Here is a 1,224-nt window from a genome sequence, read left to right on the forward strand (position 1 = left end):
AAATAACATAATTTTCATGCGACGTGGTGCGCCGCGGTGCATGGGCGATTCCTTGAGAAGTCAGCTCCCCTATATCCAGCAAATCAACCACTTCTGTTCATTAGCCTTGCCCCATGGTCAGCCGGGATTAGTTCCTCCAGATAAGGTGGAAGCAAATAGCCCTTTGATTGGTTATAGTCTAGATAGGGCATGATTACCTCCTCATTCCTTTCTTTACCCTATCATAACTGTTCCTGCTCCACATTCAAATAACCTCTCCCTGCCAAAATTCTAGTTTTCGGACAGCCTTTTATGCTCTTTGAGACTTGAGACGTAGGCCATAGAGATCAAAGGCCTCTGCCGGTCTCTTAAAAGATTAAAACGCCAGTCCTGTTTGAAAAATTTTTGGGAGACTTTATTTTGCTAAACTGTTACCATTTTGGTTTGGCTAACGCATGATATAATGGAATAAAAAGATCGGGGCTGTGGATGCCTACTCAGGAGAAATGGACCAACCGACTGACCCATCAAGATCGAATAGAGGTCAGAATAACTAAAAGGGGGAAAGAAGTTCTTCATTTCTCTGTTCAGTACTTGGCCGAAATGGCCGGCGAGTGGAAACCTATCATGAGGTATGACACAGCACATGGAGGTCCACACATGGATATTTCCCGACCTGATGGCACTGAGGAAAGGAGATGGCTTAAAATCTCAGACCCGGGCGTAGCTCTGAACTATGCCATTAGTGACATTCAGGAGCGGTGGGAGTCTTATCGGGCAGAATATGAAAGGGGGAGACGATTAAAATGAACCGAGAAGAACAGTTCAGGCGCAATAATGACTTATTTAAGGTGTTCATGCAGCACATTCTGACTACCCCCCAGTTCAGCGAGAAGATACCTCAGGATGCCGAGGTGATATTTCTTCCTGAAAATGACCCTGAACTGAGAGAGGCTAACTTGGCCCTGGCCAAACAGAGTGAAGCTGAGGGCAAAAGAGTAATCTTTGTCAAAGTCACCCTGGTACCGGAGACAAGAACTGTCTTTGTGCCGAGGATGGAACTGGCGCAGAGTGCCTAGAGCTGCTTTTAGCATACGGGTCTATTCCCTTAAGCCTCAACTTTCGCAATACTCAAAGCCACTCTTTGAGACTATCGTAGATCCTTAGTCCCTAAAATCTGAAGTCTTGCACAAAATGGAAAAATAAATTAAGTCATTGTCTTCAAACCTGCCAGAGTGGGGATGA

At 45.3% G+C, this 1,224-nt stretch carries 2 protein-coding genes; both read left to right on the forward strand.

Annotation, left to right across the window (positions count from 1 at the left end):
• The first annotated feature begins 468 nt into the window (after positions 1–468).
• Positions 469–789, forward strand: a complete 321-nt coding sequence (locus HW443_RS11430; RefSeq protein WP_176232072.1) for a DUF7718 family protein — start codon at positions 469–471, stop codon at positions 787–789.
• Positions 786–1,058: a DUF5647 family protein gene (locus HW443_RS11435; protein ID WP_176226269.1), complete on the forward strand. Its 273-nt coding sequence runs from the start codon at positions 786–788 to the stop codon at positions 1,056–1,058. Before HW443_RS11430 ends, HW443_RS11435 begins: the two co-directional genes overlap by 4 nt.
• The last annotated feature ends 166 nt before the right edge of the window (positions 1,059–1,224 follow it).

Source organism: Candidatus Hakubella thermalkaliphila (genome assembly GCF_013281975.1).
Lineage (GTDB): Bacteria > Actinomycetota > Humimicrobiia > Hakubellales > Hakubellaceae > Hakubella > Hakubella thermalkaliphila.